Origin of the sequence: Pseudomonas fluorescens (assembly GCF_012974785.1) — a bacterium.
Lineage (GTDB): Bacteria > Pseudomonadota > Gammaproteobacteria > Pseudomonadales > Pseudomonadaceae > Aquipseudomonas > Aquipseudomonas fluorescens_BT.
Genome location: NZ_CP027561.1, coordinates 239,862 through 265,936, shown reverse-complemented (window position 1 = coordinate 265,936; position 26,075 = coordinate 239,862). Strand labels below are relative to the sequence as shown.

Sequence of the window (26,075 nt, the reverse complement as noted above, 5' to 3'; positions counted from 1 at the left end):
CGTCCCTTCTCCCAAAGGAGAAGGGACGTTAACCGAATACGCCGACGCTGTAAGTCAGGCCCTTCGCAAATATGTAACAAGCGCACTCACTGTGTCGATGACGAGGCGTCTTTCTTCGGCTCGCGAATCTTGTACCAGGCCACATACAGCGCCGGCAGGAACAGCAGCGTCAGCAGTGTCGCCACCACAATCCCGCCGATCATCGCGTAGGCCATCGGGCCCCAGAACACTTCCCGGGCGATCGGGATCATGCCCATGCTCGCCGCTGCGGCGGTCAGCAGAATCGGCCGGCGCCGGTGCTCGGTCGCTTCCACCACCGCATCCCAGGGCGAGTAGCCCTTGTGCTCGAACTCTTCGATCTGCGTCACGAGGATCACCGAGTTGCGGATGATGATGCCGATCAGCGCCAGAATCCCCAGGATCGCCACGAAGCCCATCGGCGTACCGGTCGGCACCAGCGCCAGCACCACGCCGATCAGCCCGAGCGGCGCGACACTGGCCACCAGGAACAGCTTCTGCACGCTGTGCAACTGGATCATCAGGAAAGTCGCCATCAGGAACAGCATCAGCGGCAGCACCTTGGCAATCGGCCCCTGGGCCTTGCCGCTCTCTTCGACCGTACCGCCCGTGGCGACCTTGTACCCCACCGGCAGCTTGGCGGCGAAGGCGTCAATGGTCGGTTTGAGGACTTTCACCAGGTCGGTCGGCTGGATTTCATCGCGCACCGAGGCCTTGATGGTGATGGTCGGCAGACGGTCGCGACGCCACACCAGCGGCTGCTCCAGTTCATAGCGCACGGTGGCGAAGGCCAGCAGCGGAATCGACGTACCGTTGGGCGTGACGATCTGCAGGTTCTGCAGGGTTTCCGGTGTGCCGCGCTCGGAATCCACCGCCCGCCCGACCACATTGATCAGGTAGATATCGTCGTCGACCTGAGTCAGCGGCGAGCCACTGACAATGCTGTTCATCAGGTTGGCCACATCTTCCGAGGACAGTCCGAGCTGACGCGCCTTGTCCTGCGCGATGTCGATGCGCAGGACTTTGCCGGGCTCGTTCCAGTCGTAAATGATCTCGCCGATGTGCGGACTCTTGTCCAGTTCAGTGGCGAGGTCGATGGCGTGCTTGCGCACCTGATCGATGTCCTTGCCGCTGACCCGGTACTGAATCGGGCGCCCCACCGGCGGGCCCATTTCCAGAGCCTGCACGTAGCTGCCGATGCCGACGAAGTCCTTGCGCAGACGATCTCGCAGGCGCTGGCTCAAGGCTTCGCGGGCCTTGAAGTCTTTGCTGACGATCACCAGTTGCGCGTAGTACGGGTTCTGCAATTGCTGGTCGAGGGGCAGGTAGAAACGGATCGCACCCTGGCCGATGTAAGTGCTCCAGCGCACGATGTCCGGGTCGCCCTTGAGCGTGGCTTCGAGTTTGTCGACGGCCTTGCGGGTTTCATCGATGGAGGCGTTTTGCGGCAGGTTGAGGTCGACCAGAATTTCCGGACGGTCGGAAGACGGGAAGAACTGGTTCTGCACAAAGCGCATGCAAAACACCGCGAGCACGAAGCACAGCACGGTGATGCCGATGCACCACCAGCGGTTGCGCATCGACCACAACAAACCGTGATTGAACGCTCGCCCGATACGCCCCGGCTCCGCTTCGTGGGGTTTTACGTTGGTGCTGAGGATATGTACGCCGATCACCGGCGCGAAGAACACCGCCACCACCCACGACACAATCATTGCCACCGCGATCACCGCAAACAGCGTGTAGGTGTACTCACCGGCGGAGCTGGCGTTGAGACCGATCGGCACGAAACCGGCCACGGTCACCAGCGTACCGGTGAGCATCGGAAACGCTGTGGAGGTGTAGGCAAACGTCGCGGCCTGCTCCTTGGTCTCGCCCATTTCCAGGCGCGTGACCATCATCTCCACGGTGATCATCGCGTCGTCCACCAGCAGCCCGAGGGCGATGATCAGCGCTCCAAGGGAAATCCGCTGCATGGTGATGCCGCTGTATTCCATGTAGACGAACACCATGGCCAGCACCAACGGAATCGAGCACGCCACCACCAGTCCGGCTCGAACGCCAAGGCTGATGAAACTGACCACCAGCACGATGATCACCGCTTCGAACAACGCGCTGGTGAAGCCGCCGACGGCTTCTTCCACCACCACCGCCTGATCGGAAACGGTGTGCACGCCAACACCCACCGGCAAGTCGGCGGTGAGCTGATCGATGCGCTCGTGCAGCGCCTTGCCGAAGGCCTGGACGTTGCCGCCCTTCTGCATGGCGATCGCCAGACCGATGGCCGGCTTGCCGTCGAAGCGGAATTCCGGGGTTGCCGGATCGACGTAGCCACGGCTGATTTCAGCGATGTCGGCCAGACGATAGAAGCGGTCATTGAGTTTGAGATTGACCTCCGCCAAGTCCTTTTCCGAAGCGAACTGCCCGGAGGTTCTCACCGAAATCCGCTCGGGCCCGGCTTCGATCACACCCGCCGGGGTCACGGCGTTCTGCGATTGCAGGCTCTGCACCACCTGGCGTTGATCGATGCCCAGCGCCGCCAGCTTGCGGGTGGAGAAGTTCAGGTAGATCACTTCGTCCTGCTGGCCGACCATCTCGATCTTGCCCAGCCCCGGCACGTTGCGGATCTCGGCGCGCGCCTGTTCCACGTAGTCGCGCAGTTGCCGCATCGTCAGACCATCGGCCGTGAAGGCATAGACCGAGCCGAACACGTCACCAAACTCATCGTTGAATCCCGGCCCCTGAATCCCCTGGGGAAACTGGCCGCGAATGTCGTCGATCTTCTTGCGCACCTGGTACCAGATTTCCGGAATGTCCTTGGCACTGGTGGTGTCGCGCAGGTACACGTAGACCGTGGACTCACCGGGGCGGGTGTAGCTTTTCACGTAGTCGAGAGAATCGAGCTCCTCGAGTTTTTTCTCGATGCGGTCGGTGACCTGCTTGAGCGTTTCTTCCTGGGTCGCGCCCGGCCATTTGGTCTGGATCACCATGGTCTTGATGGTGAACGACGGGTCTTCCTCGCGCCCCAGATTGAAGTAGGAAAACACCCCCATGAGCAATGCGACGAACATCAGATACCAGACGAAAGACTGATGCTTGAGGGCCCATTCGGAGAGATTGAAAGACCCTTTCATTGACTGTCCTCGTCGAGTTTCACGGCTTGTCCGGATTTGAGGCTGTTGACGCCGGCGCTGACCACACGCTCGCCGGACTTGACTCCGCCGGCCAGCACCACGGTGCTGTCGGTGCGGCTGGTTACGCTGATGTCACGCGGGGCGACGGTTTTACTTTGCGGGTCGATCACCCAAATCCGGGTTTTGCCGTCGACCTCCTGCAAGGCCGTCGCAGGCAATTCGATTCTCGGTTTGATCGCCGAACTGAGGGTCACGCTGATTGCCGTGCCGAGGCGGAATCCGGGTGGCGTGCTGGCCAGGGTTAACCGGGCACGACGGGTGCGCGTGGCGCTTTGCGCCTGGGGTTCGATTTCACGAATGACCGCCGTGGTATTGATGCTCGGATCAAGTTGTGCGGCCACCAGAAACACCACGTCGCTGGGGATCTGATCAACCAGCGTGTCCGGCAGATCGATCACCGCTTCCTTGATATCCGGTTGTGCCAGCGTCACCACCTGCTGGCCGGCCGTCACCACTTGCCCGGCCTCGGCGTTCCACGCCGTGACCACGGCTTTGTGGTCGGAACGCAGCTCGGTATAGCCGAGTTGATCCTTGCTCTGGTTGACTGCCGCCCGCGCCTGGTCGAGGGACGCCTGGGTGGTTTTCAAATCCGTGGTGGCGATGTCCAGTTGCGCCTGGGCGCCGACACCACGATCAAACAGCGCCTGCTGACGCCGGGCGTTGGCCTGGGCGTTGATCAGTTGCGCCTCGACTTTCGCCAGATCACCCTGGGCCGAGCGCAACTGGTTCTGCTGGTCGGACGGATCGAGAGTGGCGAGCAAGGTGCCCTTCTCCACCTCGGCACCCACGTCGACGTTACGGCTGGCAATCCGACCGCCGACGCGGAAACCGGTGTTGCTCTCGTAGCGCGCCTGAATGCTGCCGGCGAAACGACCCAGGGTTTCCTCGTTCAGCGCTTGGACCTTGATCGACAACACCGGCCGCACCGGTTCTGGCGGCGGCTCGCTCTTGGAACAGGCAACCAGCAGCAGCCCGATGGACAACCCCCATAAAGGCTTCATGGCTGTGCTCCCGGTTGCAGTTCCTTGTAGGTGTTCTCGGCGATCTCGACTTTCATCCCCGGATGCAGCAATTGCCCACCGGCAACGATCACTTTTTCGCCGCCCTTGAGGCCTTCGCTGATGATCACGTGCCCGGTCAGGTATCGGCCGACAGTGACGTTGTGCAGTTGCGCTTCACCCTTGTCGTCGACCATCCACACCGCCGGTTCGCTGATGTTTTTAGTCAGCGCCGACCAGGGCAGCTCCACCGCCGATTTGCCGGAGCCTTTGGCGGTGGCACTGACCACCGAGCCAAGCTGCATACCCTGAGGCAGACTGTCGAGAGTGACCTTGACTTGCACCGTGCCGGATTGCGCCGACACCGCCGGGGTGATTTCGCGCACGGTGCCGGTGGTCTTGATGGCCGGGTTGTCGAGCAGGCTGACGACAATCGAACGCTCTGCCGGCCGCTCGGCCAAAAGGGACTCGTACACATTGAATACCGCGTCGCGATCGCCGTCCCGGGCCAGGCTGAATATCGGCGCTGTGGCCTGAACCACCTGACCCACTTCGGCCTGACGCTCGGTGATGACACCCGGCGCGTCGGCGATCAGCGAGGTGTAGCTCAGTTGATCCCTGGCGTTGGCCAGCTGCGCCTGAGCCGCGCTCAAGGCACTCTGGCTGCTGCGCAACGCCGCCTGCGCGGAATCGTATTCGCTCTGGCTGGTGTAGCCCTTGGGCAACAGTTTCTGCTGGCGGACGAACGCGGCAGCGCTCTGTTTGACTCGTGCCTGCTCGGCCAGCACCTGGGCCTGGGCGGAATCGACGTTGGTCTGCAAATCCTTGGGATCGAGCTTGGCCAGTACCTGTCTGGCCGAGACACGGTCACCGACATCGACCATGCGCTGGATGATCTTGCCGCCGACCCGGAACGACAATTCGGTCTGCACCCTGGCCTGAATGTCACCGGTGAGGGTCACCGACGCCGCGTAGTCCGCAGGCTTGACCTCTTGCACAAAGACTCGCGGAAGATACTCCTGGGGAGCCTTTTTTTCGCCGCAAGCGGCGAGCAAAGCGAGGACGCTCAGCAGGACCACTGTTTTCATTCCGGGACTCGCCATGCAGACTCCTTCCTGTGTACGAACGTGCAAGTGACGATACGACTGTGAGCTTAGAACAGGGTTCCGAGTCTGCATGCGCGAATCTTATACTCCCTGTGATCGTTCCCACGCTGTGCGTGGTAACGCCGCCATGGACGCTCCGCGTCTGCCTTTGACGCAGATGCATTCCCACGCACAGCGTGGGAACGATCAACGAGGATTCAATGCTCAAGACCCTCGCGGTGGCCAATTACCGCTCGATCAATAAATTGGTGATTCCGTTGGGTCGGCTGAACCTGATCACCGGCCCCAACGGCAGCGGCAAGTCCAACCTGTACCGGGCGCTGCGGCTGTTGGCGGAAACCGCTCAGGGCGGCGTGGTCAATGCGCTGGCCCGAGAGGGCGGGCTCGACTCGACGTTCTGGGCCGGGCCGGAAACCATCAGCCGGCGCATGCGCAACGGCGAGGTGCCGATCCAGTCCACCGTGCGCCAGAGCGTGAAACGCCTGCGTCTGGGGTTTGCCGGGGAGGACTTCAGCTATTCAATTGCCCTGGGTTTGCCGGAGCCAAGCCGTTCGTTCTTTTCCCTCGACCCGGAAATCAAAAAGGAATGCATCTGGGCCGGGCCGCTCTATCGTCCGGCCAGTCTGCTGGTGGATCGCGACGGGCCGATGATCCGTGCCCGTGAAGGTCGTGGCTGGGATGTTCTGGCGCAATACACGCCGAACTTCGACAGCCTGTTCGATCAGGTCGGCAGCCTGCGCACCTCGCCGGAAGTGTTCCAGATGCGCGAGTTCATCCGCCGCTGGCGCTTCTACGATCACTTTCGCAGCGACGCCGACGCCCCGGTGCGCCAGCCGCAACTGGGCACGCGCACGCCGGTGCTGCATCACGACGGGCGGGATCTGGCGGCCGCGTTGCAGACCATCCGCGAGATCGGCGATCCCGAGGCGTTGCAGGCGGCGATCAGCGATGCCTTTCCCGGCGCACGGCTGAACATCGCGCCACTGGCGGGCGGACGCTTTGCCATCGAGTTCTTTCAGGAAGGCTTGTTGCGGCCGTTGTCGGCGGCGGAACTGTCGGATGGCACGTTGCGTTATCTGCTGCTGGTCGCCGCGCTGCTGACACCACGCCCGCCTTCGCTGATGGTGCTGAACGAACCGGAAACCAGCCTGCATCCGGATCTGTTGCCGGCGCTGGCGCGCTTGATCATCCGGGTCTCGGAGCAGTGTCAGGTGTGGGTGGTGTCCCATGCGCGGCGGTTGATTTCGGCGTTGCAGGAAGACCCGGAATGCAATTGCATCGTGCTGGAAAAAACCCTCGGCCAGACGGGAATCGTCGGGCAGAGGGTTCTGGATGAGCCGGCGTGGAATTGGCCGGATTAGGTGTGCCAGTTGAAGAGCCCCTCACCCTAGCCCTCTCCCAGGGGAGAGGGAACCGATTGGGGGATGCTCAAGAGTTACGCCGACCTGATCTTGCTGTACTGAATCCATAGTCAACTCGGTCGTTCAGGTCGATGCAGGACGCAACACACCTCGGTCGGCTCCCTCTCCCTCCGGGAGAGGGCTGGGGTGAGGGGGAGGGTTCACTGCGGACTATCAGACAATTAACCCTGCCACTTCCCACCTTCGACAATCACACTCTCAGGCTTGGTGTCATCACTCAGCTCTTTACGCACATATTGGTCATACAGTTTCAGCAGATATTTCTCTTCCCCAAGCTTGGCCAGCTCCGTATTCACCCAATCGCGCAATTCGATATTGCCCTTCTTCACCGCCGGTGCAATCGGCGCTTCGGCGCCAAGTTTTTCGTCCAGCACACGGTAGCCCGGGTTCTGCTTGGCCCAACTGAACAGCACCAGGTTGTCCTGGGCGTAGGCATCGCCACGGCCGTTGGCCAGGGCTTGCAGCGACTCGGAGTTTTTCTCGAACTTCAGCAGTTTCCAGTCCGGGTGGTTCTTGGTCAGCCAGATATCGGCCGTGGTGCCAGTGGTGACGATGGTGGTGCGGGTTGCCAGATCATCGAGCTTTTTCACATCACTGCTCTGCGGCACCAGCGCCTGCACCGCAACCTTGAGGTTCGGGTTGGTGAATTCCACCGCTTCCTTGCGCTCCGGGGTCACGGTCATGTTGGCGAGGATCAGGTCCACCTTGTCGCTTTGCAGGAATGGAATGCGGCTAGCCGGTTCCACGGCCACGAACTCGACCTTGTTTTCATCGCCCAGCAGATCCCTGGCGAATTGACGACCGATGTCGGTATCGAAGCCGACATAGCGCCCCGCCTCGTTGACGAAGCCGAACGGCGGTTTGTCGGTGAACACGCCGACGATCAGTTTGTCGCGGGCCTTGATCTTGTCCAGGTAACCCGCTGGCGCGGTGCTTTCGCTGGCGACTTTCGGCATGGCCGGTTCTTCGGTCTTGTTGCAGCCGGCCAGCAGCGCGAGGCTGATCAGCGGTAATGCGAATAGGGCTTTGGCAGTTTTCATGGCAGTTCCAGTTCCTTTGTTTGGGTCGTTTTGGGCGAGGTCGTTGAAGGCAGGGCTTCGACGTAGGAGAACTTCTCCAGGAACTGCTGCGCGCGTGCGGTTTGCGGGTTCGTAAAGAAAAGCTCGGGCGGGTTCTGTTCAAGGATGCGCCCGACGTCCATGAACACGATGCGATCGGCCACCGCGCGGGCGAAGGCCATTTCGTGGGTGACGATCAACAGAGTCATGCCTTCGCGGGCCAGGCCCTGAATCACTTCCAGCACTTCCTTGACCATCTCCGGATCAAGGGCGGCGGTGACTTCGTCGAAGAGCATGACCCGCGGGTTCATGCACAACGAGCGGACGATGGCGATGCGTTGCTGCTGGCCACCGGAGAGCTGTCGCGGGAAGGCGTCGCGCTTGTCCGACAGGCCCACGCGTTCGAGCAATGCTTCGGCTTGTTGTTGTGCTTCGCGGCGTTCGCGTTTCTGCACTTTCAGCGGACCGAGCAGCAAATTGTCGAGCACGCTCATGTGCGGGAACAAGTGATAACTCTGGAACACCATGCCGATCTGCTGACGCACTTCGCGCCAGTCGGTGGACTTGTCCAGCAACTCGCGACCGGCGAATTTCAGGTGGCCGCTGTGGGCGGTTTCCAGGCCATTGAGGCAACGCAGCAGAGTGCTTTTGCCGCATCCGCTGGGGCCGAGAATGACGATCACTTCGCCGGACTTCACTTGCAGGTCGATGCCCTTGAGCACCTGCTGTTCGCCGAAGAATTTGTTGAAGCCCTGAAACTCGATCAATGCGCTCATGCTTGCGTCCAGCGCCGCTCCAGCACGCGCGAGGCGGCCGACAGCGGGTAGCAGATGAAAAAGAAAAACAGGAACAGCGCACCGTAGATCAGCACCGATTCGTAAGTGCGCTCGATGATCTGCTGGCCGACCTTGATTACATCCACCACACCGATCAGCACCGCCAGCGAACTGGTCTTGATGATCCGCGTGTAGACGTTGATGGTCGGCGGCGTCATGCGCTTCAGCGCCTGGGGCAGCAGCACGTAGCCGTAGAGCTGCGCCGCGTTCAGACCGATCGACAACCCCGCCTCACGCTGCCCGCGCGGCAACGAATGCAGCGCACCCCGCGCCACTTCACCGACCTCACTGACGCCCCACAGCGACAGCACCAGCACCGCGCACCAGAAGCTCGGCAGGCTCAGGCCGAAGAAAATCGGAAGGCCGAAAAACAGCAGGTACAACCAGACCAACACCGGAATCGCCCGGAACAGTTCCAGATAAACCCGCAGCACCGCGTTAAGCCACGTCACGTTGAGCGTGCGCAGCACGCCGTAGAGCACGCCGCCGACGGTGCTGATGGCGATACTGAGGAAGGAGATCGAAAGGGTTTGCCCGGCGCCTTTGGCCAGTTGCGGCAAGGACACCCAGAGTAGTTCAAGACCCGAACTGGCCATGCTGGAGCCTCCTTTCCAGACGGCTCAACAGCAGCGACAGCGGCAGGAACAGCAGCACGCAGATCAGCGTCAGCACGGCGAGCATTTCGTAGGTCTTGTAGTAGAGCGCGATGTAGCTCTTGGTGGTGTAGAGAATCTCCGGCACCGCCACGGCCGAGACCACGGTGGTTTCCTTTAGCAGGAAAATGAAATTGGCGAACAGTGACGGCAGGCTGAGGATCCCTGCTTGCGGCAGGATCACGTAGCGCAGTAACTGGCCGTGGGACAGGCCGATAGAGCGGCCCGATTCGAGCTGCGCCTGTGGCACCGCATCGACGCCGGCGCGCAGCACTTCGGTGAGGTAGGCGCCGCCGAGAAACGTCATGGTGATGATCGCGGCGGTGAATCCGGAAACCTTGATCCCCAGCGCCGGCAGCGCGAAGTAGACGAAAAACAGCTGGATCAGCAGCGGCGTGTTGCGCGCCAGCTCCACATAGAGCCCGACCAGTTTTTGCAGGTAAGGCGTGCGAAACACCAGAATCGTCGCATTGAGCAACGCCACCAGCAGCGAGGTGCCGATGGCGATCAAACCGACCTGCAGCGTCACGCCCACGGCTTTGAGAAACGCCGGCAGGGTGCTGAGGATAAATGCGTAATCGAAGGTCATGAAACGTCCTGACGTCGCTCGGTAAGCGACGGTGGTGCAGTCCATGGACAGCGGATAGCCGTCCTGCAAGCACCGACTTTAAAGGTATAAAAATCAGAATTTAAATACCGATAAAGCATATTGATATCACACAAAAAACTATCCTGCGGGTTTGCCGAGACAGAATAAGAAGGCTATTTTTCCTTTCGCTGTAGGAAGGATCTTTTTTTCGTAATAGCCCTCCAAGGACGAACAGCTTTTGGCCAGACTCCCCCGGCTGAACTCATAACAAGGAAGAAAACATGGACGTAAAAGTGCCGCCGCGACCGGACCCGCAGGATTTCGTGAAATGGCTGGTGGCTTTGCGCAGAGCGTTGAAACACACCGCGTAGATCAAACGCGAAAAGCCCCCTCATCGGAACGCCGCCCGCCCACCCCTCTCCCCCTGGGAGAGGGAGCCGACAGAGTTGTCTTTCGACAGACATCGACCTGAAAAACCGAGCCGATTATGGATTCGGTGAAGAATAATCAGGTCGGCGTACCTCTACAGCATCCCCCAATCAGTCCCCTCTCCCCCGGGAGTGTATGTACCGGAGACATGGTGGACAGGTGTTCGGAGACATGGTGGACACTTTTAAATAGACACATTGCTCATCGCGAAGGAGATGGCCTGTGTCTTGGGAAGAGGTGTCTACCGTGCAGCTACGTACAGAATTCGTGCTTTTGGCTCGGCAAGAAGGGGCCAATGTTCGGCAGCTTTGCCGTCGATTCAACATCAGCCCAAGCACTGCCTACAAATGGCTCAGCAGGTTTGAAAAATCAGGGGCCGAGGGGCTGAACAATCAGTCACGACGACCGAAGACGTCCCCAAACGTTGTGCTGACGAGGTGGAGAAGCAGATTCTGATCGTGAGTCAGGAGTACGCGGCTTGGGGCGCTCGCAAGCTCAAACGCGTGCTGGAAGACAAAGGTTTAGCGATGCCTTCCGTCAGTACTGTGCATGCAGTTTTACAGCGTCATTCGCGCGTTGATCCAAAGGCTGCTGAGATCAAACCGTTTATCCGGTTCGAGCATGAAGCGCCCAACGATCTCTGGCAGATGGACTTCAAGGGCCATTTCAGCCTGAGTCAGGGGCGTTGCCATCCATTGACGATACTGGACGATCACTCGCGGTTTTCGATGTGTATCGCCGCGTGCGCCAATGAGCAGCGCGACACCGTCCAGGAGCATCTAATCCGGGTCTTTCGGCGTTACGGCTTGCCTTTGCGCATAACGATGGACAACGGTTCGCCCTGGGGTGACCAGACTGGGGTTTATACCGCGCTGGAAGTCTGGCTGATGGGGCAGGGCATCAAGGTAGGTCACTCCCGGCCTTATCATCCGCAGACCCAGGGAAAACTGGAGCGTTTCCACCGCAGCCTGAAGAGTGAAGTGCTGCAAGGTCGGCACTTCACGGACCTCAACAGCGCACAACAGGCATTTGATATCTGGCGTGATGTCTACAACCAGAAACGTCCTCATCAAGCGCTGGATATGCAGGTGCCGGCGACTCGCTACAGCAGCAGCCCTCGGGAGTATCAGGAGCAGCAAATGGCGCCGGAATACGCCGACGGAGATGTGGTCAGAAAGGTCCAGGTGAAGGGCGAGATTTACTGGAGGAACCGTGAATACTCAATCGGAAAAGCATTTCACGGGCTGTCGATAGCGATCAGGGAAACAGCGGAGGATGGCATCCACGATGTCTACTGGAGTAGACATCGTATCGCCCGAATCGACTTGAACTTGCAGATTGTTACGGCAGGTAAGAGGATCTAAAAACCGTCCACCATGTCTCCGAACATGTGTTCACCATGTCTCCGGTACATACAGGGAGAGGGTTAGGGTGAGGGGCTTTTGAAGCACACACAAAAACGCCGATGACCATCACTGGTCATCGGCGTTTTTTTCAACCTTGAAGGGGGTTGCTGTTGCGTCGGATCAGAACGCCGGCAGTACCGCGCCGTTGTACTTCTTCTCGATGAACGCTTTGACTTCAGGGCTGGTCAGGGCCGCGGCCAGTTTCTTGATGGCGTCGCTGTTCTTGTTGTCCTCACGGGCCACCAGGAAGTTCACATAAGGCGAATCCGCGCCTTCGATCACCAGGGCGTCCTTGGTCGGGTTCAACTTGGCTTCCAGCGCGTAGTTGGTGTTGATCATGTCCAGGTCGACTTCTTTCAGAACACGCGGCAGCAGGGCCGATTCCAGTTCCTTGAACTTGAAGTTGTGCGGGTTCTTGGCGATGTCTTTTGGCGTAGCCAGAGCGTTCTTCGGATCTTTCAGCTCGATCAGGCCGGCCTTCTGCAGCAGGATCAGTGCACGACCGCTGTTGCTGCCTTCGTTCGGAATGGCGATGGTAGCGCCGTCCGGCAGTTCAGCCAGGGTTTTGTACTTGCTCGAGTAGCCGCCGAACGGTTCAACGTGAACGCCTTGCACGGTCACCAGGTACTTGGCCTTGTCGTCCTTGTATTTGCCTTGGTTGAAGCTGTTCAGGTACGGCAGGGTCTGGAAGTAGTTGGCGTCCAGACGCTTCTCGCCCACCTGTACGTTCGGTTGTACGTAGTCGGTGAAGACCTTGATTTCCAGATCCACGCCTTCTTTGGCGAGGGTCGGCTTGATCAGCTCGAGGATCTCGGCGTGTGGAACCGGGGTCGCAGCAACCACCAGTTTCTCGCCGGCCTGGGCCAGGGAAGCAGTCAGAGCAGCCGCCAATGCGGTAAACAACAGAACCTTTTTCATGCAGTGTCCTTAGTCGAAAATCACGGTCGTCATCGACGACGGCATTAATACGTGTGCCAGCGATGTGCTACTGCTGGCGTGAAGCGGACAATACCGGGATTTTTTATTCCCGGACAATAACGTTTATTCAGCTTCATATTCCATTTTGTTCATGTTGAACAAAAGGGTTACAACGCCTCGCTCAGGCTCAACAGCAATTCTTTCAATGCCTTACGTTCGTCGGCAGTGCCGTTGAGGCTGATGCTCGCCACCTGACGCTCGATCTGAACCAGCGGCCCAGACACCTCGGGCAGGTTCAGGTGCTCCGGCAGGATTTCGTCGCCGGTGCTCACCAGCAGGGCAAAATGAATGACGTTTTCCAGTTCCCGGGTGTTGCCCGGCCAGCTGTGCTGCTCCAGCACCTGCTGCGCCGCTTCGCTGATCAGCGGCACCGGCAGATCCAGGCGCTGGCTGTAGATACCGAGGAAGTACTCGGCCAAAGACAGAATGTCGCCGACCCGCGCGCGCAGCGCCGGCAGTTCAAGATGCCCTTCGCTGAGATAATGATAGAGACGCTCGTGGAATTTTCCCGCTGCCACTGCTTGCGCCAGATCGATGCTGGTCGCCGCTACCAGGCGCACGTCCACCGGGCTTGGTTGATGCGCACCGACGCGGGTGACTTCGTGGTTTTCCAGGGCGGAAAGCAACTTGACCTGGATCGGCAGCGGCAGATCGCCGATCTCGTCCAGGTACAAGGTGCCGCCGTTGGCCGAGCCAAACCAGCCGGCGCGGCTGCTGGCCGAACCGCTGTAGCTGCCGGCGGCGTAGCCGAACAATTCGGCATCGGCATACGTCGGGCTGATCGCGCCGCAATTGACCGAGACAAACAGCCCGCTGCGATCACTGGCACGGTGGATGTGGCGGGCGAGCAATTCCTTGCCGGTGCCGGTCTCGCCACGAATCAACACCGAGATCGAACGCGGTGCGAGTTGGGCCATTTCCTCGCGCAACTGGCGCGAGCGTGGATCGACGAACACCAGCGCCTTGGCGCGGATGCTCAGGGGACTTTTTTCCGCATCGGGAAAGGTCAGCAATGGCTGGCCGAAGGTTTCAAGACTCATGGCAGACTCCCGCCCCAAATCGCCGGGAGACGGGGGCGTTGAAAAAATAAAAGTGGTCAGGCACGGCGCCGGGCGTGGTGTTCCATGCGGTTTTGCAGGCGATACAGATAAGCGAATCCCTGCTCCCAGCGTTGATGCCCGGACTTCACGTTGATATGGCCGGCGCCCGCGAGAATCCCCGCCTCGGCGCCCCAGTTGCGCGCCAGTTCCAGCGCACGCGGCGCACTGACGGCGGCGTCGTTGTCGGAGCTGACGACCTGGCTCGGGAACGGCAGCAGATCGGTCGGGATCGGTGCGAAATTGCGCAGTGCCGGCACGCAGGCCGGGCGTTCGACATCCGCTGGCGCCACCAGCAGCGCCCCCCGCACTTGACGCAAATGATGCAGCGGCGCGGTGGCCGCCCAGTGCGCCACGGTGATGCAGCCCAGGCTGTGCGCGATGAGAATCACTGGCGAGCTGTCGGCGGCAATCGCCTCGGCCAGCGCCGCGACCCAGTCTTCACGACGCGGCGTCAGCCAGTCGGCCTGCTCCACCCGCGCGCTGTTGGGCAGGCTGTTCTGCCAGTGGGTTTGCCAATGATCTTCTGGCGATCCTTGCCAGCCCGGCACAATCAGATAGCGGATTGATTCGTTGCGCATGGGGGAGCTCTCCTGCGTCGTGTCTGTTCCTGAACGAGTATAGGGACGGGATTTATATTCGTTAAGGAATAAGAAGCTATTTATTAAGACCTGAAATGCATATTAAGCAACAGACAAAAAAGGGGCCGCACCCTGCCAAGGAGACGGCCCCGGAAAAACGTGAAACCCTTATCGTGCAGTGATCACCGACAGCTTGGTGATGCCCGCCCGCTCAATCGAAGCCATGGCTCGCGCCACTTCGCCGTAATTCACCCCGTCGTCGGCCTGCAATTGCACGCGCACTTCCGGGTCCTTGGCCTTGGCCGATTTGAGGTTGAACTCCAGCAGGTCCGGCTGGATTTCGTCCTTGTTGATAAACAGCTTTCCTGCACCGTCGATGCTCACCACCAACGGGTCTTTCTGCTCGACCGGCGCCACCGCTTCGGTCTTCGGCAGGTTGATCGGTATCGCGTTGGTCAAAAGCGGAGCGGTGACGATGAACACCACCAGCAGCACCAGCATCACGTCCACCAGCGGCGTCACGTTGATCTCGCTCAGCACCTCGTCGCTGTCTTGCGTGGAGAAGGCCATATCAGGACGCCTCCTTCACTTTTGTTGCGTTGCCCTGGGCCGCAGCCTTGTGCGCGGTCGGGTGGATCAGCACGCGGAACGCGCTCTTCTGCGCCAGGCTGTAGAAGTCGTGGGCAAAGTCATCCAGGTCCGCCGCCGTCAGTTTCAGGCGACGCAAAAAGTAGTTGTAAACCAGCACCGCCGGCACCGCGACCGCGATCCCCACCCCGGTGGCGACCAGCGCTGCACCGATCGGTCCTGCGACCGTTTCCAGGCTCGCCGAGCCCGCCGCGCTGATGCCTTTCAACGCTTCCATGATTCCCCACACCGTGCCGAACAGACCAATGAACGGCGAGGTGCTGCCAATACTCGCGACCACCGCCAGACCGGTTTCCAGCGAACGGCGCTCGCGGACGATCTGCTGGCGCAAGGCACGTTCGAGGCGATCCTGATGATTGATCGCCTGGCTCAGGTCATTGGCCTGCGGCGCCTCGCCCACCTGAATCGCCGCATAACCGGCCTGTGCCACCCGCGCTGCGGCGCCGGGCTGGGTTTCGCTCAACTCGGCGGCGGAGTCCAGACTCGACGCCGCCCAGAAGCGCTTGTGAAATTTGCGGTCCTGCGCCTTCAACCGGCCGAACTGCAGCGCCTTGAGCAATGCCAGGCCCCAGGTAGCGACAGAGAAGACCACCAGCAGCCAGATCACCGCGCTTTCGATGGATTCCAGTGGAGATGCCAGTAACGTCATGATGTGTTCCCTCGTGTGTGGGAGCCGAGCTTGCTCGCGATGACGGTTACAGACACACCGCGAGAATAAAGCCGGCTGATTACCAATTAATGAATCTTGAAATCGATGGGTACGCTGACCCAGCCGTCCTGGGCGACATCACCCTGCTTGGCCGGCACGAAGCTCCAGCGCTTCACGGCGTCCAGCGCCGCGTCGTCGAGCTGTTGCCGGCCACTGCTTTTCTGAATCTGGATCTCGCCCGGTTTGCCGCTGGCCAGTACGTGCACCCGCAGCAACACCGTGCCTTCCCAACCGCGACGCTGGGCCAGCGACGGATACTCCGGCGCCGGGTTCTTCAGGTACGCGGCGTTGGCCGAGGCCGGGGTCACCGGAGCAGGCGCCGGTGGTGCAGGTGGTGCTGGCGCGGCGACCGGGGCGGCCGGTTGTGGCGGAGCCGGGGGTTGCTCGACGGCTTTTGGCGCTGGTTTCGGAACAGGTTTGGCGACCGGTTTCGGTTTGGGAATCGGCTTCGGTTTCGGTGGTGGCTTGGTTGCCAGTTCGTCTTCCACCGGCGGCGGTGGCTCGACCACCGGTGCCGGTGGCGGCGGTACAACCACAGGCGGCGCCGGGGGGGCCGGACGCGAAAACTCGATGGTCATCGGTGGAATTTCCGGCGGCACGATCGGCAGCGCCGGCGTCGGATGCTGATTGATCCAGTAGATCACCGCGCCATGCACCACCAGCGCCAGAACGCCGAGCAGAATCGTTTCGCGGCGGCTCAGAATGCCCTTGGGCGCGCGCTGCAAACGCAGCTGCCCCAACGGCACACGATGGGGCCGGCCGAGATCGACCAACTCGCCGCTCGGCGCCTGGCGCCACAGCACCTCCTGTGCACTGGCAGCGGTCTGGACATTGCCCATTGATTTACTCCCTGCGGTCTCTTTGCGTTTTGCGTTTTTTCGCGTAGCCGATCCGCCGCTTGTTGAATCCCCCACGGCGTGATCGATGGGTCAATCATTGGGTCGGGAGGCTTATCTCCGAAAGTAATCTTTAATGTTATGAATAGACATTTATGGAATATAAGAAGCGATCATTTCCGCCAAAGCCACGGCCTGCAAGGCTTCCAGCGGCTCGCCGAAATCGACATGCTTTCCTGGCATAAAAAGTATTCATCCAAGGCATCGGTTTATCGAGGACCCGGGATTCGGTGACAACTAATACCAAGGTGATAGTTGACGAACTTTTTTTGTAGACAAACAAAAAGGCCGATGCATGTTTAATGCATCGGCCTTCGATTTGCGGAATTTCTTATTGCTTCACAAACTCCCCGGCCAGACCGACTACATCACCGTCAAAGTTGGTACGAGAACCCACCGCACGAACTTTCGAGTAGTTGTGATCCGGCGAGAACAGCGTCCAGGACTGATAGCCAGTGCCGTCATTCAAAGCCGCGAAAGTAATGATCGTAGGCTGCCCGGTGCTGTTCTGGAAGTGATAGTGACCGTACGCGATGTCGTAGTTCACGCCGTTCTGGCTGAACTTTCCGCTGAAGGTGCCGTTGGAGTCGTTGCCATCGGTGATCGTCAGTTTGGCGCCAGCGTTAGCGTTTACATAGTTGCCATTAATGCTCGACATAACGAGATTCCCTTTATCGTTGGATAAGTGTCTTCCGATGAGAGCAAGTTTCCTCCTGGAAACTCACGAGACTCAGGATGGTTGGACATTGACTTATTGTCCACGGCACTTTTCAACGATATTGCTATATGCACTATTCATGTCGCTCATAAATTATTTCGATTCGGAAGAGTCTTGATAACTAACGATTGGCATTGGTCTGTTGCCTTTTCCAGGTGACGGCCAGGTTCGGCCCCAGGCGCCAGACCACCTTGCAACAGGTTGTCCGGATTGAAGCGCTGGTCGCCGGGATCGATCAGAAGTCGTAGCGACCGGTGACGCCGAGGGTGCGCGGCGTGCCGAGCAGACCTTCATAGCCGCCGTTGCCGCCGGTCCACAGGGTCGTGTAGTAGGTTTTGTCGAAGGCGTTTTTCAGCCACAGCGAGACATCCCACTGTCCCTGATTGAAATCGCCGCGCAGGCCGGTGGAGAGATTGACCACCGCGTAACTCGGGATCTGGCCGTAGTCGGAATCTTCGACCGTGCCCACCGCTTTGGAGCGGAACGCGTAGCTGCCAGTGACGTAGGGTTGCAGTCCGTTGGCCAGATTCCATTCGTATTTGCCGTTGGCGTTGCCGATCCATTTCGAGGCGCCGACCACCTGATGCCCACTGAGGTCGCAAGAGGCCGGAGCCCCCGGCGCCTGACTGACTTCAGGTGGGCACGGCGCGTCCTTGTACGAGAGGTAACTGACGTCGTTGAACGAGCCGTTGAAGTTCAGCGTCAGACCGCGCAGCGGAATCACGGTGCTTTCGAACTCCACCCCGCGTGAGCGCACTGAGCCGGCGTTGGTCAGGTATTGCACACGGTTGACGTCGTCGTAGGCGTTGGTCTGGTAAGCGTTGACCTGAGTCCAGAACACGTTGGCGTTGAGCTGCAAACGCCGATCCCACAGCGTGCTCTTGAAGCCGAGTTCGGCGTTGTTGGCGCGCTCGGTGCCGATCAGCAGGGAGTCGGCGCCAGCGGTCGGTGCCGAGCCGACCACCAGGTTGACCCCACCGGATTTCTCGCCGTGAGACAACGTGGCGTAGCCGAGCAGATCATCGGTGAAGCGATAACTCAGGTTGAGCAATCCGGACGGGCTGGAGCTGTACTGATTCAAATCGCCGGAATCGTAGGCGCCGGTCCGGCCGCGTCGCGCGGTGGCAGCAGCACCAGTCACTGCTGCGCCACCCTGCGGCGCATCACGATTGACCCAGGCGTTCTTCTCTTCATAGGTGCCACGCACCCCGGCGGTGAAATCCAGACGCGGGGTCAGGTGCCAGGTGCCTTGGGCGAACAGCGCGAAACTGTCGGTCTTGATGTGGCCACGGCCGACGCTGTTGACGTTGGCCAGCGCACCCCGTGGCGTGCCGTTCCAGATATCTGCCTGCGGGCCGTAATAGGCGAAGGATTTGTTGTCCAGGTCCGAGCCGAAATAGTAGGCGCCGAGGACGTAATCGAAGAACTCGCCCTTGGGCGAGGCGAGGCGAAATTCCTGGGAATACTGCTTGTCCTCCACCGAGACCCCGGCGTTGTAGCTCGCCGGCACGTTGAGGCCATCGTCGTTGCGCGGGGTGAAATTCCAGTATCGATAGGAACTGACCGAGGTCAGGGTGAAGTCGCTAGGCAGTGTCCAGTTGGCCTCCACCGACGTGCCGCCCTGATGCACGGTGACGTGCTGGTCGCTGTCCAGATTGACCTTGCGGTGCGAGCCGTTGACCAGCGTCGCGCCGGCAGCGGCGGCGCGGGCCGAGTAGAGATTGACGCCATTGATGGTCGGCCCGGTGTTGTACAGCACGCGGGTGCCGGCGCTGGAATCCTCTTCGTTGTAATCACCGATCCAGCGCAGATTGAAGTTTTCGTTGGGCTTGAACAGCAACTGCGCCCGGAAGCCGTCACGGGAACCACCGTTCAAATCGTGGCCGTTGAATTCGTTTTTGATGTCGCCATCGCTACGGGTGCGATAGGCGGAAATTCGCCCGGCCAGTTGATCGTTGAGCGGCCCGGAAAGCGTGCCCTTGGTCTGGAAATAACCGCCCTCGCCGACCGAGGTTTCGATGCTGCGTTCCGGTGTGAAACTCGGCGCGCGGGTGCTGATGTTGATCACCCCGGCGGTGGTGTTCTTGCCAAACAACGTACCTTGCGGCCCGCGCAGGACTTCGAGCTGTTCGATGTCCATCAGGTCGAACACCGCCATCCCCGGACGACCCAGATAAACGTTGTCGATGTAAAGGCCGACGCTGCCTTCCAGGCCGTCGCTGGCCGGGTTGTTGCCCAGACCGCGAATCGACACGCTGGACTGGCGCGCATGCATGTAGGCGACGTTGACGCTGGGCACCAGTTGCTGCAGATCCTGGATTCGATAGACCCGCTGCGTCTCCAGAGTCTGGCCACTGACCACGCTCATGGGCGTCGGCACATCCTGAGAACTTTCTTCGCGGCGGCGGGTGGTGACGGTCACGGTTTCCAGTTGCGAAGTGGCGGTCGCGGTCTTGCCTGCCGGTGCCGGCACAGGGGTATCCGTTTCCGCAGCGTAGCCGTGGGTCCAACTGGCACTCCCCGCCAGCAACAGGGCCAGGGGCAGACGTTTGAGCCGTCGTGGCGGCTGCGGTGAAGCGAGGTTCAACGGACTCATGGGGCTGCTCCTGGTCAAAAAACACGCAGACATCTTCCGCGCTGCATATTCTTTTCAGTTATTCATTTATGTTTTTACAAAGATTTACTGCATAAGAGATTGCCTTTATAAGGAGTCGACCTAATGCATATCCAATGCATTTCCCGGATATTTTTTATGTGAAAAATGCATATCGACTTGCGCCAGCTCCGCCACTTCATCGCCCTTGCCGAACAACGCAGCTTCGTCGCCGGCGCGCAGGCGGTGAACCTGTCGCAGTCGGCATTCAGCCGCAGCATTCAGGCGCTGGAACACAGCGTCGGTTGCCAGTTGGTGGATCGCGGGCGCAAGGAATTGCCGCCGACCAAACAGGGGCAGGTGCTGCTTGAACACGCCCGGCGGCTGGTCAGCGGTGCACAGCAGATGGCCAACGAGATCAGCCAGTTCAACGGGCTGGAGGCGGGAGAATTGCGCTTCGGTTGCGGCCCGGCACCGGCGGCAGGATTGATCCCCCGAGCCATCGGCAGCTTCATCGGCCGTTACCCCAAAGCGCGGGTGCATTACCAGGTCGATGACTGGCAGAGTTTGAGCAAGCGACTGCTGAGTGAAGAGTTCGAATTCTTCGTCGCCGACACCCGGCACTTCGAGGCCGATCCGGATTACCTGACCCATCGTTTGCGCCCGCGCAAATGGCATTTCTGCTGCCGCGCCGGGCATCCGCTGGCCGCATCGGATCGGGTCACCGCCGAGCAATTGATGAGTTATCCACTGGCCGTCAGCATCCGTCCACCGAACCTGCGCAAGGTCATCGTCGACCTCAGCGGCCGCCCGGATTTCGTCCCGAACGTGGAGTGCGAGAACAGCGCCAGCCTGCTCGGCGTGGTGCTGCGCTCGGATGCGATCGGTATCGTCGGTGCCTATTCGGATGCGCTGCATCAGGCTCGTGGTGAGCTGGTGTGCTTGAAGATCGAAGGGTTGGCGGATGATCTCGAGGAGTTGTACACGCGCTACGGAATTGTCAGTCGCGCCGGGTATCGGTTGTCACCGTTGGCCGAAGCGATGATCGAGCAGATCAAGGCGATTGATGCGGTGGATGAGGAAGTGTGTTCACTGGACAATTTTGCCGTCTGACGCACCGCCTTCGCGAGCAAGCCCGCTCCCACATTCGAAACGCGTACTCCTGTGGGAGCGGGCTTGCTCGCGAAGAGGCCTGCGCAGGCGCCGATGCATTTCTTGCATGAAACACATTCCCCGAATGCACTTGCCGAACACCCTCGCAGAAAGCGAAAAACCTCGCCTGTCTTTCTGACTGGTGAACCCCATGTCCAACCCGCAAAACCCTGTGCGCAACGTGCTGTACATCATGTGCGATCAACTGCGCCGCGATTACCTGTCCTGCTACGGCCACCCGCACCTGCACACCCCGAACATCGATCGCCTGGCCGCCGCCGGCGTGCGCTTCAGCCGCGCCTACACCCAGGGCACGATCTGCGGGCCGTCGCGGATGTCGGCCTACACCGGACGCTATGTCAGCAGCCATCAAGTGGCGTGGAACGCCGTGCCGCTACCGCTGGAAGAACTGACCATCGGCGATTACCTGCGCCCCCACGGCATTCGTACTGCGCTGGTCGGCAAGACCCACGCCACGGCTAATGTGGATGCCTTGCAGCGGCTGGCGATCAACCCCGAAAGCGCCCAAGCCGAAGTGCTCAATGAAGTCGGCTTCGAACCGTACTTTCGTCACGACGGCATCTTCCCCGACGACCCGCTGTTCGATGACAAACGCGAATCCGCGCCGTACACCCATTACCTGCGCGAACAGGGTTTCGAAGGGCGTAACCCCTGGCACGACTGGGCCAACGCGGCCGAAGGCGACAACGGCGAAATCCTCAGCGGCTGGAAAATGCGCAATGCCCATTTGCCGGCGCGAATTCCCGAGCAACATTCAGAGACTGTCTACACTACAAATCGAGCCATCGACTTCATCGGTGAGCAAGGTGAAAAACCGTGGTTTTTACACCTGTCCTATATCAAACCCCACTGGCCCTACATCGTACCGGCTCCGTACCACACTTTGTACAGTACGAAATCGATTCTCGAACCGGTACGTAATGCCTCTCCAAGCGACCACCCGGTCTATCAGGCCTTTCGCCAGCATGAGGAATGCCTGAATTTCTCCAAAGATCCGGTACGACTGAACGTGATCCCGACGTACATGGGCCTGGTCAAACAGGTCGATGATCAGTTGGGGCGGCTGTTCGATTTCCTGCAAAGCAACGGACGCTGGGAGGACACGCTGATCGTGTTCACCAGCGATCACGGCGACTTTCTGGGCGATCACTGGCTGGGGGAGAAGGAGTTTTTGCTGGAGCAAGCGGTGGGCGTGCCGTTGATCGTGCGCGACCCGCGTGCGGCGGCGGATGTCACGCGGGGCACAGTCGATGAACGCCTGGCGGAAACCATCGATGGCGTGCCGACCTTTCTCGACGCGCTGGGCGTGGCGGGTGCCGAGCATCGCCTGGAGGGCCGTTCGTTGATTCCGCTGCTGCACGGCGAGAATCCCGACTGGCGTCGCTATGCGATCAGCGAATACGACTACGCCTTCCAGGCCCCGGCGCGGCAGCGACTGGGCCAGCCGATCGACCGCTGCCGCATGACCATGGTGCGCAGCGAGCGCTGGAAATACCTGGCGTACGACGGCTTTCGGCCGCAGCTTTTCGATCTGTTGAATGACCCGCAGGAGCTGCAGGATCTGGGCGCGGATCCGACGTATGCGGCGGTGCGTGAGGAGCATGCGGGGTATCTGTTCGAGTGGGTGCGCGGGCTGAAGCGGCGCACGACGATCAGTCATCAGGAGATTGATTTGCGTGGGCAGCGGTTTCGTTATGGGGAGCCGGAGACCGAGAAGCTCGTTCAGATTGGCGTCTGGTAAAAGGACTGCGGGCAAGCCGGATGGCCGGCTTGCCCGCGATGAGGTCTTATCAGACGCCGACGATTTCAGCGCCTTTGATGGTCTGGCTACGCTGCCCGCTCGCCCCGACCGGCACTTCTCCTTTGAGCGTCACCCGACGCACCACCCGATCCTGAGTGCCGTAATCATCAATCGCATAATGCTGCGTCGAACGGTTATCCCAGATCGCCACGTCACCGGCCTTCCAGCGCCAGCGCACGGTGTTTTCCTGGCGGATGACATGGCTCTGCAGCAGACCAAACAGATGCGCCGAATCGGCCTGGGAATAGCCCTTGATGCGCTTCACGAAGTGCCCCAGCAACAAGCTCTTTTCGCCGCTGATCGGGTGCACACGCACCACCGGATGCTCGGTCTCATAGACGGTCGAGGTGAAGATCTTGCGATAGCGCTCGAGCTTCTCCGCCGACACGTCCGGCTTCGCTCCGGCGTAGTCGTACTCGTTGCTGTGCACGGCCACCAGTTTGTCCGCCAGTTCACGCAGTTCGGTCGGCAGTTCGTTGTACGCGGTCGCGGTGTTCGCCCACAGCGTGTCGCCGCCAAACGCCGGAGCCACCACCGAGCGCAGGATCGAGGCTTTCGGGTAGGCATCGACGAAGGTCACGTCGGTGTGCCAGGAGTTGGCGCGCTGCCCTTCGGCGCCGTCCAGTTCCAGCAGGTAACGGGTGCCCTCGCGGGACGGCACGGTCGGATGCGCCACCGGCTCGCCGAGCAGGTGCGCAAAGGCTTCCTGACGTTGATCGTCGAGCTGGGTCTGCTCGCGGAAGAACACGACCTTGTACTGGATCAGCGCCTGTTGAATGGCTTCAACCGTCGCGGCATCCAGCTCACCGGACAAGTGCACGCCACGGATTTCGGCGCCGATACGGCCGGCCACCGGATGAATGTCCAGCGCGTGGACAGCGGGTTTTACAGCGAGTGCGGCATTGCTCATGGGTAGACCCTCATCGACTGCTTGCGGTTGGACGGCAGCGAAACAACGCTCTATCTATATTCCATTTGAATCTAATAGATATTCACATGCTTCGTTGACGGAATAAGAGCTTGCATTTAAAACCTCAAGCAACCTCGTCGCAAATGCCTTCGAGCTATTTTTAGGATGCCGGAAAAGCATATGGATCTTCGCCAGTTGCGCTACTTCATCGCCCTCAACGAACACCGCAGTTTTGTCCGCGCGGCCGACGCCATGGGCATCACTCAACCGGCGTTCAGCCGCAGCATTCAAGGGCTGGAGCAGGAGTTCGGCTGTGTGCTGGTGGATCGCGGCAACAAGGATCTGCGCCCTACCCCAGAAGGCCAAGTGGTGCTGCAACACGCCTTGACCCTGGTGCAGGGCGCGGCATTGCTCAGCGCCGAAGTGACGCAGATGACCAAGCTCGACGCCGGCGAACTGCACTTCGGTTGCGGCCCGGCGCCGGCGGTGAAACTGGTGCCGGACGCGGTGGCGCAATTCATCAATGCGCACCCGAAAGTACGCACCCGCTTTCAGGTGGATAACTGGGAAAAGCTCAGCCGCGCCCTGAGCCGCGAAGAGATCGAATTCTTCATCGCCGACATCCGTCATTTCGAATCCGACCCGAACTTCCAGACCCAACCGCTGACGCCCAAGCGCGGGGTGTTTTTCTGCCGGCCGGGGCATCCGCTGCTGGCCAAGGAAAGCCTGTCGACCAACGACATGTTCGACTACCCGCTGGCGACCACGCTGATCCCGCCGGGCATTCGCAAACTGCTGGCGAATCTCAGCGGGCGGATCGATTTTTCACCGACCATCGAGACCGAGCATTTTCCGGCGCTGGTGAAAGTGGTGCTGCAATCCAACGCGATCGGCGTCGGCACCGAAGAGGCGTTTGTCGAGGACATTGCCCAAGGCTCGCTGGCGCTGCTGCACTGGCGCAACCTGCCGCAGAACCTGGAGAGCATGAATGCGCGGTGCGGGATTGTGAGCCGCACCGGATTCCGGCTTTCACCGGCGGCGCGGGCGATGATCGAGACGTTGGTGGCGGTGGATAAACAGGAAATCAGCGTCGCGGTTTGAGGTCGTCATCGCCAGCAGGCTGGCTCCCACATGAAATGCATCCAATTGTGGGAGCCAGCCTGCTGGCGATGAGGTCTGCTCTGACGCTAAAAAATCAAAGCTTCGCAGCCGCCAGCTCAGGCGCCACCCACTCGTTCACCTTGAACGGCTTGCGAATCAGCTTCTGCTGCGCCGCCAGATCCACCTTGCCCTGCAGGTTTTCGAGGAACAACGGGTCCAGTGTCGACGGGAATACTTCACTCAGGTTCTGATCCTTCAGATCCTGGGTCAGGATCACCGGCGGATAACTCGCGAGTCCCGAGACCAGTTGCACGTAGGCGTCCTTGTTGCTGTCCTGGGTCAGCCACTCCACGGCCTGCTGCTGAGCCTTGAGCAGCTTCGCCACGGCTTCCGGATGCCCGTCGACAAATTTGCCGGTCCCCACCAGCACCGACTGCACACTGCCAGCGCCGCCGAGATCCTTGGTGTTCAATGGCAACTCGGCCAGGCCTTTGGCCTGCAATGCAGTCAGCCCAGAGCTGCCCCACGACGCATCGATCTGCTTCGCCGCCAGCGCGGCAACCGCTGCGTTGAAATCGAGGTTGATCACTTTCACGTCCTTCTCGCTCAGGCCCACACTGGCCAACGCGGCATCGAACGACAACTGGGTCGCAGTGCCGCGGAAGATCGCCACGCGCTTGCCTTTGAGATCCTGCAGCGTCTTGATCCCCGAACCCGGCACCACGCCCAGGTATTGCTTCACACCCCGGGCGCTGGCGCTGAGCAGGCGCGTATCCAGTCCGTTGGACTTGCCGATGATGGCCGCCAGATCTCCGAGATAGGCCAGGTCCACCTGGCCGTTGGCGAACGCTTCGTTGATCACCGGTCCGGCGCCCTTGAAGAAACTCCACTGAATCTTGATGCCCTGATCGGCGAAGGCCTTTTCGAAGATCTGCTGATCGCGCAGCACGTCCACGATGCCCCCACCGCTGTGCTGGGTGCCGGCGCTCAGATCCGGCACGGCAATCCTGATCTCCTTGAGCTCGTCGGCCTGGGCAGAGAACGCCAGCAGCCCCGCCAGCGCCGGCGCGGCAAACAGACTGATGACACGTTTGAAGGGAAGGTTCATGGGTGCGGCTCCTGATCACGGCGGGCATTGAGGAACCGAAAGTAGGCGCAATCC

The 26,075-nt window shown here is 60.4% G+C and carries 21 protein-coding genes and 1 pseudogene; 5 read left to right on the top strand and 17 right to left on the bottom strand.

What is annotated here, in order from left to right; all coding sequences use genetic code 11:
- Positions 1-86 precede the first annotated feature (86 nt).
- Genes C6Y56_RS01130 through C6Y56_RS01120 form a run of 3 tightly spaced genes read right to left on the bottom strand, consistent with a single transcriptional unit; the run spans position 87 to position 5,313 of the window.
- Positions 87-3,152 (bottom strand): efflux RND transporter permease subunit, encoded by a 3,066-nt coding sequence (locus tag C6Y56_RS01130; protein WP_169428374.1) that lies wholly within the window; start codon positions 3,150-3,152, stop codon positions 87-89.
- On the bottom strand, positions 3,149-4,213 hold the full coding sequence (locus C6Y56_RS01125; protein WP_169428373.1) for an efflux RND transporter periplasmic adaptor subunit: 1,065 nt from the start codon (positions 4,211-4,213) through the stop codon (positions 3,149-3,151). Before C6Y56_RS01125 ends, C6Y56_RS01130 begins: the two co-directional genes overlap by 4 nt.
- Entirely contained in the window at positions 4,210-5,313 is a 1,104-nt protein-coding gene (locus tag C6Y56_RS01120) for an efflux RND transporter periplasmic adaptor subunit (protein WP_169428372.1), read from the bottom strand. Before C6Y56_RS01120 ends, C6Y56_RS01125 begins: the two co-directional genes overlap by 4 nt.
- Positions 5,314-5,516: 203 nt before the next feature.
- On the opposite strand from C6Y56_RS01120, the gene C6Y56_RS01115 reads away from it, so the two are divergent.
- On the top strand, positions 5,517-6,677 hold the full coding sequence (locus C6Y56_RS01115) for an AAA family ATPase (protein ID WP_169428371.1): 1,161 nt from the start codon (positions 5,517-5,519) through the stop codon (positions 6,675-6,677).
- A gap of 221 nt (positions 6,678-6,898) precedes the next feature.
- On the opposite strand, the gene C6Y56_RS01110 is transcribed toward C6Y56_RS01115, so the two are convergent.
- Genes C6Y56_RS01110 through C6Y56_RS01095 form a run of 4 tightly spaced genes read right to left on the bottom strand, consistent with a single transcriptional unit; the run spans position 6,899 to position 9,873 of the window.
- Complete coding sequence (locus C6Y56_RS01110; RefSeq protein WP_169428370.1) at positions 6,899-7,777, bottom strand: transporter substrate-binding domain-containing protein; 879 nt, start codon at positions 7,775-7,777, stop codon at positions 6,899-6,901.
- Positions 7,774-8,571, bottom strand: coding sequence for an amino acid ABC transporter ATP-binding protein (locus C6Y56_RS01105; protein WP_169428369.1), 798 nt, complete (start codon positions 8,569-8,571; stop codon positions 7,774-7,776). The genes C6Y56_RS01110 and C6Y56_RS01105 overlap by 4 nt, the downstream gene beginning before the upstream one ends.
- A complete protein-coding gene (locus tag C6Y56_RS01100; RefSeq protein ID WP_169428368.1) occupies positions 8,568-9,227 on the bottom strand; it encodes an amino acid ABC transporter permease in 660 nt (219 codons plus the stop codon). The genes C6Y56_RS01105 and C6Y56_RS01100 overlap by 4 nt, the downstream gene beginning before the upstream one ends.
- Entirely contained in the window at positions 9,208-9,873 is a 666-nt protein-coding gene (locus C6Y56_RS01095) for an amino acid ABC transporter permease (protein WP_007918712.1), read from the bottom strand. The genes C6Y56_RS01100 and C6Y56_RS01095 overlap by 20 nt, the downstream gene beginning before the upstream one ends.
- Positions 9,874-10,524: 651 nt before the next feature.
- Between C6Y56_RS01095 and C6Y56_RS01090 the strand changes: the two are divergent.
- Positions 10,525-11,666: pseudogene (locus C6Y56_RS01090) on the top strand (IS481 family transposase).
- Between the two features lie 162 nt (positions 11,667-11,828).
- Here the strand turns inward: C6Y56_RS01090 and C6Y56_RS01085 are convergent.
- The 8 genes from C6Y56_RS01085 to C6Y56_RS01050 form a co-directional block, all read right to left on the bottom strand.
- Positions 11,829-12,626 (bottom strand): MetQ/NlpA family ABC transporter substrate-binding protein, encoded by a 798-nt coding sequence (locus C6Y56_RS01085; RefSeq protein WP_007952772.1) that lies wholly within the window; start codon positions 12,624-12,626, stop codon positions 11,829-11,831.
- 167 nt (positions 12,627-12,793) lie between these two features.
- Entirely contained in the window at positions 12,794-13,726 is a 933-nt protein-coding gene (locus tag C6Y56_RS01080; RefSeq protein WP_169428367.1) for a sigma 54-interacting transcriptional regulator, read from the bottom strand.
- A gap of 56 nt (positions 13,727-13,782) precedes the next feature.
- A complete protein-coding gene (locus C6Y56_RS01075; RefSeq protein ID WP_007952774.1) occupies positions 13,783-14,364 on the bottom strand; it encodes an alpha/beta hydrolase in 582 nt (193 codons plus the stop codon).
- A gap of 168 nt (positions 14,365-14,532) precedes the next feature.
- On the bottom strand, positions 14,533-14,934 hold the full coding sequence (locus C6Y56_RS01070; protein WP_003220570.1) for an ExbD/TolR family protein: 402 nt from the start codon (positions 14,932-14,934) through the stop codon (positions 14,533-14,535).
- A 1-nt stretch (position 14,935) separates the two neighbouring features.
- Positions 14,936-15,661, bottom strand: coding sequence for a MotA/TolQ/ExbB proton channel family protein (locus tag C6Y56_RS01065; RefSeq protein WP_085608585.1), 726 nt, complete (start codon positions 15,659-15,661; stop codon positions 14,936-14,938).
- Positions 15,662-15,747: 86 nt separating this feature from the next.
- On the bottom strand, positions 15,748-16,560 hold the full coding sequence (locus tag C6Y56_RS01060; protein ID WP_041475106.1) for an energy transducer TonB: 813 nt from the start codon (positions 16,558-16,560) through the stop codon (positions 15,748-15,750).
- 388 nt (positions 16,561-16,948) lie between these two features.
- A complete protein-coding gene (locus C6Y56_RS01055) occupies positions 16,949-17,275 on the bottom strand; it encodes a hypothetical protein (RefSeq protein WP_007952780.1) in 327 nt (108 codons plus the stop codon).
- 295 nt (positions 17,276-17,570) lie between these two features.
- Complete coding sequence (locus C6Y56_RS01050) at positions 17,571-19,931, bottom strand: TonB-dependent receptor (protein WP_169428366.1); 2,361 nt, start codon at positions 19,929-19,931, stop codon at positions 17,571-17,573.
- A 165-nt stretch (positions 19,932-20,096) separates the two neighbouring features.
- Between C6Y56_RS01050 and C6Y56_RS01045 the strand changes: the two genes are divergently transcribed.
- Together C6Y56_RS01045 and C6Y56_RS01040 are read left to right on the top strand one after the other, a co-directional pair.
- Complete coding sequence (locus C6Y56_RS01045; RefSeq protein WP_169428365.1) at positions 20,097-21,041, top strand: LysR family transcriptional regulator; 945 nt, start codon at positions 20,097-20,099, stop codon at positions 21,039-21,041.
- 190 nt (positions 21,042-21,231) lie between these two features.
- Positions 21,232-22,842, top strand: a complete 1,611-nt coding sequence (locus C6Y56_RS01040; protein WP_169428364.1) for an alkaline phosphatase family protein — start codon at positions 21,232-21,234, stop codon at positions 22,840-22,842.
- Positions 22,843-22,891: 49 nt separating this feature from the next.
- On the opposite strand, the gene C6Y56_RS01035 is transcribed toward C6Y56_RS01040, so the two are convergent.
- Positions 22,892-23,812: a TauD/TfdA dioxygenase family protein gene (locus C6Y56_RS01035; protein WP_169428363.1), complete on the bottom strand. Its 921-nt coding sequence runs from the start codon at positions 23,810-23,812 to the stop codon at positions 22,892-22,894.
- 180 nt (positions 23,813-23,992) lie between these two features.
- Here C6Y56_RS01035 and C6Y56_RS01030 point away from each other — a divergent pair, with 180 nt between their 5' ends.
- Positions 23,993-24,913 (top strand): LysR family transcriptional regulator, encoded by a 921-nt coding sequence (locus tag C6Y56_RS01030; protein ID WP_169428362.1) that lies wholly within the window; start codon positions 23,993-23,995, stop codon positions 24,911-24,913.
- 94 nt (positions 24,914-25,007) lie between these two features.
- Here the strand turns inward: C6Y56_RS01030 and C6Y56_RS01025 are convergent, their stop codons facing one another.
- Positions 25,008-26,021, bottom strand: a complete 1,014-nt coding sequence (locus tag C6Y56_RS01025; RefSeq protein WP_011331920.1) for an ABC transporter substrate-binding protein — start codon at positions 26,019-26,021, stop codon at positions 25,008-25,010.
- Positions 26,022-26,075: the final 54 nt, after the last annotated feature.

Coding starts and splice junctions, on each gene's coding strand:
- C6Y56_RS01130 (WP_169428374.1), bottom strand. CDS start 3,152: ATGAAAGGGTCTTTCAATCTCTCCGAATGGGCCCTCAAGCATCAGTCT.
- C6Y56_RS01080 (WP_169428367.1), bottom strand. CDS start 13,726: ATGAGTCTTGAAACCTTCGGCCAGCCATTGCTGACCTTTCCCGATGCG.
- C6Y56_RS01100 (WP_169428368.1), bottom strand. CDS start 9,227: ATGGCCAGTTCGGGTCTTGAACTACTCTGGGTGTCCTTGCCGCAACTG.
- C6Y56_RS01035 (WP_169428363.1), bottom strand. CDS start 23,812: ATGAGCAATGCCGCACTCGCTGTAAAACCCGCTGTCCACGCGCTGGAC.
- C6Y56_RS01095 (WP_007918712.1), bottom strand. CDS start 9,873: ATGACCTTCGATTACGCATTTATCCTCAGCACCCTGCCGGCGTTTCTC.
- C6Y56_RS01125 (WP_169428373.1), bottom strand. CDS start 4,213: ATGAAGCCTTTATGGGGGTTGTCCATCGGGCTGCTGCTGGTTGCCTGT.
- C6Y56_RS01030 (WP_169428362.1), top strand. CDS start 23,993: ATGGATCTTCGCCAGTTGCGCTACTTCATCGCCCTCAACGAACACCGC.
- C6Y56_RS01065 (WP_085608585.1), bottom strand. CDS start 15,661: ATGACGTTACTGGCATCTCCACTGGAATCCATCGAAAGCGCGGTGATC.
- C6Y56_RS01025 (WP_011331920.1), bottom strand. CDS start 26,021: ATGAACCTTCCCTTCAAACGTGTCATCAGTCTGTTTGCCGCGCCGGCG.
- C6Y56_RS01085 (WP_007952772.1), bottom strand. CDS start 12,626: ATGAAAAAGGTTCTGTTGTTTACCGCATTGGCGGCTGCTCTGACTGCT.
- C6Y56_RS01115 (WP_169428371.1), top strand. CDS start 5,517: ATGCTCAAGACCCTCGCGGTGGCCAATTACCGCTCGATCAATAAATTG.
- C6Y56_RS01070 (WP_003220570.1), bottom strand. CDS start 14,934: ATGGCCTTCTCCACGCAAGACAGCGACGAGGTGCTGAGCGAGATCAAC.
- C6Y56_RS01075 (WP_007952774.1), bottom strand. CDS start 14,364: ATGCGCAACGAATCAATCCGCTATCTGATTGTGCCGGGCTGGCAAGGA.
- C6Y56_RS01055 (WP_007952780.1), bottom strand. CDS start 17,275: ATGTCGAGCATTAATGGCAACTATGTAAACGCTAACGCTGGCGCCAAA.
- C6Y56_RS01120 (WP_169428372.1), bottom strand. CDS start 5,313: ATGGCGAGTCCCGGAATGAAAACAGTGGTCCTGCTGAGCGTCCTCGCT.
- C6Y56_RS01110 (WP_169428370.1), bottom strand. CDS start 7,777: ATGAAAACTGCCAAAGCCCTATTCGCATTACCGCTGATCAGCCTCGCG.
- C6Y56_RS01105 (WP_169428369.1), bottom strand. CDS start 8,571: ATGAGCGCATTGATCGAGTTTCAGGGCTTCAACAAATTCTTCGGCGAA.
- C6Y56_RS01050 (WP_169428366.1), bottom strand. CDS start 19,931: ATGAGTCCGTTGAACCTCGCTTCACCGCAGCCGCCACGACGGCTCAAA.
- C6Y56_RS01045 (WP_169428365.1), top strand. CDS start 20,097: ATGCATATCGACTTGCGCCAGCTCCGCCACTTCATCGCCCTTGCCGAA.
- C6Y56_RS01060 (WP_041475106.1), bottom strand. CDS start 16,560: ATGGGCAATGTCCAGACCGCTGCCAGTGCACAGGAGGTGCTGTGGCGC.
- C6Y56_RS01040 (WP_169428364.1), top strand. CDS start 21,232: ATGTCCAACCCGCAAAACCCTGTGCGCAACGTGCTGTACATCATGTGC.